Origin of the sequence: Streptomyces luteolus, from assembly GCF_029968015.1 — a bacterium.
In the GTDB taxonomy this organism is placed as follows: domain Bacteria; phylum Actinomycetota; class Actinomycetes; order Streptomycetales; family Streptomycetaceae; genus Streptomyces; species Streptomyces luteolus.
Genome location: NZ_JASCIS010000024.1, coordinates 119,133 through 125,854 on the forward strand (window position 1 = coordinate 119,133; position 6,722 = coordinate 125,854).

The following is a 6,722-nucleotide window of genomic DNA, read 5'->3' on the forward strand; positions in this document are numbered from 1 at the left end:
TGGCCCGACTCCCTGTCCCCGCCGACACTGGAGCGCATGCGCCCCGCAACGGCCGCCGCCGCGGCCCTCACCGCCGTCATCGGTGCCGGCGCGGCCGCCGTGGCGGCCGGACGGTACGCCAGCGACGCCGCGCTCAAGGCGCGCCCCGGCCGTCCGCTGCCCGGCGACCCCAAGCTCACCGTGCACCAGGCCGACGGCGACCGGATCACCCTCACCCGCTCCCTCGCCGCCCTGCGCCCCGGCACGTACGGCCTCGGCGGCGACGACTCCCACGCGATCGTCGGCCCGGTCCTCGACGGACAGGCCCCGGCCGCCGACGCCGTCGTACGCCGACTCGTGCGCGTCACCCGCGGCCGGCTGGAACCCGGTGCCAAGGTCCGGCTCACCCCCCAGGTGCACATCGGCAACCCGCGCGACGCCCTCGGCCTCGAGCACGCCGACGTCGACATTCCCGGCGAGCTCGGCGGCCTGCCCGCCTGGTTCGTGCCCGGCGGCCGCGACACCTGGGTGATCACCGCGCACGGGCTCGGCACCACCAGAGAGCACCCCATGGTGGTGATGGACCTCCTGCACCGGCTGCGGCTGCCCGTCCTCGACCTCGCCTACCGCGGCGACGCCGGCGCCCCGCGCCAGCCCGACGGCCTCGGCCACCTCGGCGACAGCGAGTGGCGCGACCTCGACGCCGCCCTCCGCTACGCCGTGCGCTACGGCGCCGAACGCGTCGTCCTGTACGGCTGGTCCACCGGCGCCACCATGGCCCTGCGCGCCGCCAACCACTCCGCGCTCCGCGACCGCGTCAGCGGCCTCGTCCTGGACTCCCCGGTGCTCGACTGGGAGCTCACTCTGCGCGCCCTCGCCGCCGCCCGGCACACCCCGGCCCCGCTCCTCCCGCTCGCCGTCCGCGCCGCCCAGGGCCGCACCGGCCGCACCGGAGACCGCGTCACCGAGGCCGCCGAAGCCGCCGCCCTGAGCGTCCCCACCCTGCTCGTGCACGGCCCCGACGACACCCTCGCCCCCTGGCGCCGCTCCCGCGAACTCGCCGATCGCCGCCCGGACCTGGTCTCCCTGTACGCCGTCCCGGAAGCCCCGCACGCCGCGATGTGGAACGCCGACCCGAAGGGGTACGAGGAGACCCTGCGCCGCTTCCTGACCCCGCTGATGTAGGACCCGTACGACCTTCCGGCGGGCGCGTCAGCCCCTGGGGGCGTCTCCCGAGTCATTCCTGGTGCTGTGCCCGTACGTGCCGCATTTCCCGCGCCCGGAGCGGGACGGCCAAAGCGGGCACAACCACCGGCAACGGACGCCAACTCGGCATCCCGTTTGGGCTTTCGAGCCCCGAGCGGGAAGACTGCCCCCCGTGACGTCCCGTACCCCGCGCGACTCCAGGCTCAGACTCGTCGGCCCCCGCACGCTCGCCACCGCCCCACGGGCCGTGGCCGAACGGCGCGCACGGCGCTCGGCGCCACGCCCTCCCGAGGGCACACCGGCCCCCGCCGTGCTCGCCCGGATGGCCCGCGCCGAGCTCGCGGGGGCCGCCCGGATCGCCCGCTGGGCCGACAGCGTGCCCGGCCGTGACTCCGGCATGCGCCCCGGCTGCGCGGGCACCCTCACCGAGTCCGCGGCCGAACGGGCCGCCGCCGACCTCGGCTTGACGGCACGTCAGGCCCGCGCCGACTGGGACGCCGCCCGCCTCGCCGGACTCGTCGAGGTGCACGGCGGTGGCGACGCCCGCCCCGGCTGGCGGCTGCGGGCCTGGGACCGCGACGACTCCGCCGTACTGCGCGGCTGGGTCGCCCTCTTCGACGCCTGGTCCCTCGTACGGCCCGCGCCGGACGAGCACGCACCCGCCGCCGTCGCCGAGGCCATCGAGGCCATGCCGCAGGTGCTGTCGCTGCTGCAGCTCTCCGCGGGCCCCGTCCCCGTACCGCAGCTGCTCGACCTCCTGGAGCAGCGCGTCACCGAACTCCGCGACGAGCGCTGCGAGATTCCCTTCGGACCGCAGCCCGCGCCCGCACCCGCGCCCGCGCCCGCCGAGGCTCCGCTCTCCCCGCTGCTCGACTGGGCGCTGCGCGGACTCGCCCGGGTCGGCGCGCTCACCCTGGACGAGGGCCACGCGACCCTTACGCCGCTGGGCAGCTGGGCGGTCTGGGTCAAGCTGGAGCAGATCATCGTCGCCGCCCAGAGCCCGGCGGGGAACATCGAGCACGCCGCCGAGGAGATGCTCCGCGGCTGCGCCCGCCTCCGCCCGAACGCGGCGCGCGCCGAGTACCGCGCCTGGCTCGCCGCCCGCCCCGTCGGCAGCGCCGTCACCGAACTCCTCGACGCCGCCCGCGGCGACGACGCCCTGCTGCGCGGCCTCGCCTTCGAGGCGCTGCGCGTCGTCGGCCCGCCCGCCGAGCCCGACGTACGCGCCGCCGCGTCCGAACCCCCGCTGCGTCCCTACGCGTTGATGTGGCTCGCAGAGCAGGAGGGCGCCGACCCCGAGGACGTGCACACGGCCCTCACCCGCCAGGAGTCGACCTGGCTCTGGGTGGACACCGCGGCCGCGGTCGCCGACCACGGCGAGTCCGAACTCCTCGTGCGCCACCTGGAGTCGGCGATCCAGCCGACCGTCCCGGCCCTGCTCCAGGAGGTACGCGCGGTCGGCCACCCCCGTACGGTCCAGGTCCTGGTGGCCCTCGCGGCCGCCCACCCGGACCCGGCCCTGGCGAAGGCGGTCCGCAGGGCGGCGTTCCAGGTGCATACGGGCGGGGCGTAAGCCTCCGGCGCCGATCACCCATACTGCGGCACCGTCGTGGGCTGCCGCCCCCGGACCCTTCGTCGTCAGGGTTGCGCGCCGTCGTGGCTGGTCGCGCCCCGCGGCGGAGCCGCAAATGTCACAGCCCCGCGCCCCCAAGAAAGCCCCTCCGGCGTTTGAGGAGCGGGGTCCGGGGCGGAGCCCCGCAGCCGACGGCAGTCTTTAGGGAAGGGGCGGGGAGGGGAGGAAATCCAGCCCGTCCGGCGCTTGAGGACGAGCCCGCAGGGCGATGCGACGGCAACCGAGTCGACAGCAACCGCACCCTCACCGGAACGTGTTGCAGCGCCCCATGTCCCCGTACCGGAACCCCTCGTAGAACCACTGCTGCCGCTGCTGCGCCGACCCGTGCGTCCAGGACTCCGGCGTGACCCGCCCCTGGAACTTCTCCTGGATCCGGTCGTCGCCGACCGCCGCCGCCGCGTCCAGGCCGTCCCGGATGTCGGCGTCGGTCAGCTCGGTGATCAGCGGCCTGCCGGTCTGCGGGTCGGGTGTGCGCGTCGCCTGCCGCGCCCACACCCCCGCATAGCAGTCCGCCTGCAGCTCGACCTTCACGGCGTTGCTGCTCGCGCCGGTGCGCCCGTCCTGCGCGCGCCCGAGCGTCCCCATCAGGTTCTGCACGTGGTGCCCGTACTCGTGCGCCACCACGTAGGCCTGCGCGAACGGGCCGCCGCTTGAGCCGAACTTGGACCGCAGCTCCTCGAAGAAGCCCAGGTCCAGAAAGACCTTGCGGTCGCCGGGGCAGTAGAACGGCCCGACCGCCGACGTCGCGTTGCCGCAGGCCGTGCCCACCCGGCCGGTGAAGAGCACCGTCTGCGCGGGCGTGTAGCGGGCCTGGCGGCGCTGGAACTCCTGGCCCCAGAAGTCCTGGACGCTGTTGACCACCGCGACCGTGCGGCAGTCCTCCTCGGTGTTGGCGTCCTCACCCGTCAGACACGACTCCCGCACCTGCGAGGCGCTCGACGACGACACCGAAGGCTGATCGTTCTCCGAGGTCAGCCCCAGGTTGTCCGGCCCGACCCCGAAGAACAGGCCGAGCAGCAGCGCGATCACCCCGGCCAGACCGCCGCCGATCGTGGCCTTGCCGCCGGGGACCCGGCTGCGGCGCACGTCCTGGACCTCCGACGTGTCGAGCCGGGCATCGTCGTCGAACTGCATGCGGGTACCACCCTCTGCTCCTCGCCGGGGCGGCCACCCCGCCGCCCTGCGCCTACGCCTGCGCCGAGTATCTGGCAGTTCATCCCGCTCTGCCCCTCGACGGCGGCCACGGGGCCGAACGGGGGAGCCCCGTCCGAGCCCCCGCGCCGTCGGCACACCCCGCGGCTACGCTCTGCGCCTGATCCGGGACGGAAACGGGGGAGACGTGACCACGGCGGCACCGGAGACCAGCACGCGGGAGGCCGAGCGGCCCCCGGAAAACCGGGCCCCGCACCCCCGCCGCACCACCACCCGACTGGTCCTCCCCCTCCTCCTGACCCTCCTCGCCCTCCCCCTGACCGCCGCCCTCCACCAGGCGCGCCCGGCGCCGTACGGAGACCGGCTCACCGTGCACGCGCCCTCCGCCACCACCGCCGCGCAGAGCCGAGAACCGGCACTACAGAAGAAGGGCCGAGAACCGGCACTACAGAAGAAGGGCCGAGCCGTCGTCGCGTACGACACCGACAGCGGACGACCCCGCTGGACGTACACGCGCGACGGCCGCCGTCCGCTCGTCGTGCTGCCCGCGCCCGGCCACGCCTTCACGCTCTGGGACGACGGACTCGTCACCGATACGGAACGCCGCACCGGCCGTGCCGTGCGCTGGCACCGGGCCATTCCCGCGGGCGCCGACTGGCTGCGCACCCCGGACGCCCGCGGCGGCGCGGGTGTCCTGCGCCCGCTCGACCGCGAGGCCGCCATGCTCGCCGTCGTCACTCCGCGGCGCATCACCGCGTACCGCACCGTCGACGGCGACCTGCGCTGGGTCCTGCCCGCCCGCACCGGCTGCGCCTTCCGCCCCGCCCGTGCCGTGCGCCACGGCGGCGCCCTGCTGGTGGCCCAGCCCTGCTCCGACCCGGACATCCCCTGGTCGGAGCAGATCCTCGCGGTCGACGACCTGGGCCGTCTCGTACCCGGCCGCAAGCCCCTCGGGAACGCGCTGCCCGGGGAAGCGAGGGCCGCGGCGGCCGGCGGGAAGGCGCCGGGAAAAGTGCTTGCACACCCCCGTTAGAATTGCCGTATGGCCATTCTCCTCGCGCATTAGACGGCGTAGACCGCGCGCCCCAGCCCCGTCCGCCGTCCCTTCCTTCCCGCCTGGAGTCTGTCCGTGATCACCGCAACCGGCATCGAGCTGCGCGCCGGCGCCCGAGTCCTGATCGAGAACGCTTCCTTCCGTATCGCCAAGGGCGACCGCATCGGCCTGGTCGGCCGCAACGGCGCCGGCAAGACCACGCTCACCAAGTGTCTGGCCGGTGAGGGCCAGCCCGCCGGCGGCACCATCAGCCGCTCCGGCGAGGTCGGCTACCTCCCGCAGGACCCGCGCACCGGCGACCTCGACATACTGGCCCGCGACCGCGTCCTGTCCGCCCGCGGCCTCGACGTCCTCATCCGCAAGATGCGGGAGAACGAGGAGCGGATCGCAAACGGCCAGGGCGGCACCCGCGACAAGGCCCTCAAGCAGTACGAGCGCCAGGAGACCGAGTTCCTCACCAAGGGCGGGTACGCCGCCGAGGCCGAGGCCGCCACCATCGCCGCCGCGCTCGGCCTGCCCGACCGCGTGCTCGGCCAGCCGCTGCATACGCTCTCCGGCGGTCAGCGCCGCCGCGTCGAGCTCGCCCGCATCCTGTTCTCGGACGCGGACACGCTGCTGCTCGACGAGCCCACCAACCACCTCGACGCCGACTCCATCGCCTGGCTGCGGGACTATCTGAAGACGTACCGCGGCGGCTTCATCGTGATCTCCCACGACGTCGACCTGGTCGAGACGGTCGTCAACAAGGTCTTCTACCTGGACGCCAACCGCTCCAACATCGACGTCTACAACATGGGCTGGAAGCTCTACCAGCAGCAGCGCGAGGCCGACGAGAAGCGCCGCAAGCGCGAGCGCCAGAACGCCGAGAAGAAGGCCGCGGCGCTCAACACCCAGGCCGACAAGATGCGCGCCAAGGCCACCAAGACCGTCGCCGCGCAGAACATGGCCAAGCGTGCCGACCGGCTCCTCGCGGGCCTGGAAGAGGTGCGCCAGAGCGACAAGGTCGCCAAGCTGCGCTTCCCCGAGCCCGCGCCCTGCGGCAAGACCCCGCTGACCGCCGAGGGCCTCTCCAAGTCGTACGGCTCCCTGGAGATCTTCACGGACGTCGACCTGGCCATCGACAAGGGCTCGCGCGTCGTCATCCTCGGCCTCAACGGCGCGGGCAAGACCACGCTCCTGCGCCTCCTCGGCGGCGCCGAGAAGCCCGACACCGGCCAGGTCGTCGAGGGCCACGGCCTCAAGCTCGGCTACTACGCACAGGAGCACGAGACGCTCGACCCGGACCGCACGGTCCTGGAGAACATGCGCTCGGCCGCGCCCGACCTGGACCTGGTCCAGGTGCGCAAGACGCTCGGCTCGTTCCTCTTCTCCGGGGACGACGTGGACAAGCCGGCCGGAGTCCTCTCCGGCGGCGAGAAGACCCGCCTCGCCCTCGCCACGCTCGTGGTGTCGTCGGCGAACGTCCTGCTGCTCGACGAGCCCACCAACAACCTCGACCCCGCCAGCCGCGAGGAGATCCTCGGCGCGCTCCGTACGTACAAGGGCGCCGTCGTCCTGGTCACGCACGACGAGGGCGCCGTCGAGGCGCTGCAGCCGGAGCGGATCATCCTGCTCCCGGACGGCGTCGAGGACCTGTGGGGCGCCGACTACGCGGACCTGGTCGCCCTCGCCTGACCAGCTGTGGGCCCGCCTCGCTGT

At 74.2% G+C, this 6,722-nt stretch carries 5 protein-coding genes; 4 read left to right on the forward strand and 1 reads right to left on the reverse strand.

Features of this window, described 5'->3' with window-relative positions:
- The first annotated feature begins 36 nt into the window (after positions 1-36).
- Both QIT00_RS23410 and QIT00_RS23415 read left to right on the forward strand, forming a co-directional pair.
- Positions 37-1,164, forward strand: coding sequence for an alpha/beta hydrolase (locus QIT00_RS23410; RefSeq protein WP_282537325.1), 1,128 nt, complete (start codon positions 37-39; stop codon positions 1,162-1,164).
- Between the two features lie 193 nt (positions 1,165-1,357).
- Positions 1,358-2,758 (forward strand): hypothetical protein, encoded by a 1,401-nt coding sequence (locus tag QIT00_RS23415; RefSeq protein ID WP_282537326.1) that lies wholly within the window; start codon positions 1,358-1,360, stop codon positions 2,756-2,758.
- 303 nt (positions 2,759-3,061) lie between these two features.
- Here the strand turns inward: QIT00_RS23415 and ypfJ are convergent, their stop codons facing one another.
- Positions 3,062-3,952 carry a KPN_02809 family neutral zinc metallopeptidase gene (gene ypfJ, locus QIT00_RS23420; protein WP_282537327.1) on the reverse strand — a complete coding sequence of 297 codons (891 nt, stop codon included), beginning with the start codon at positions 3,950-3,952 and terminating at the stop codon, positions 3,062-3,064.
- A 205-nt stretch (positions 3,953-4,157) separates the two neighbouring features.
- Here ypfJ and QIT00_RS23425 point away from each other — a divergent pair, with 205 nt between their 5' ends.
- Positions 4,158-5,003 carry a PQQ-binding-like beta-propeller repeat protein gene (locus tag QIT00_RS23425; RefSeq protein WP_282537328.1) on the forward strand — a complete coding sequence of 282 codons (846 nt, stop codon included), beginning with the start codon at positions 4,158-4,160 and terminating at the stop codon, positions 5,001-5,003.
- Between the two features lie 96 nt (positions 5,004-5,099).
- Positions 5,100-6,698, forward strand: coding sequence for an ABC-F family ATP-binding cassette domain-containing protein (locus tag QIT00_RS23430; protein ID WP_282537329.1), 1,599 nt, complete (start codon positions 5,100-5,102; stop codon positions 6,696-6,698).
- Positions 6,699-6,722: the final 24 nt, after the last annotated feature.

Coding starts and splice junctions, on each gene's coding strand:
- QIT00_RS23410 (WP_282537325.1), top strand. CDS start 37: ATGCGCCCCGCAACGGCCGCCGCCGCGGCCCTCACCGCCGTCATCGGT.
- ypfJ (WP_282537327.1), bottom strand. CDS start 3,952: ATGCAGTTCGACGACGATGCCCGGCTCGACACGTCGGAGGTCCAGGAC.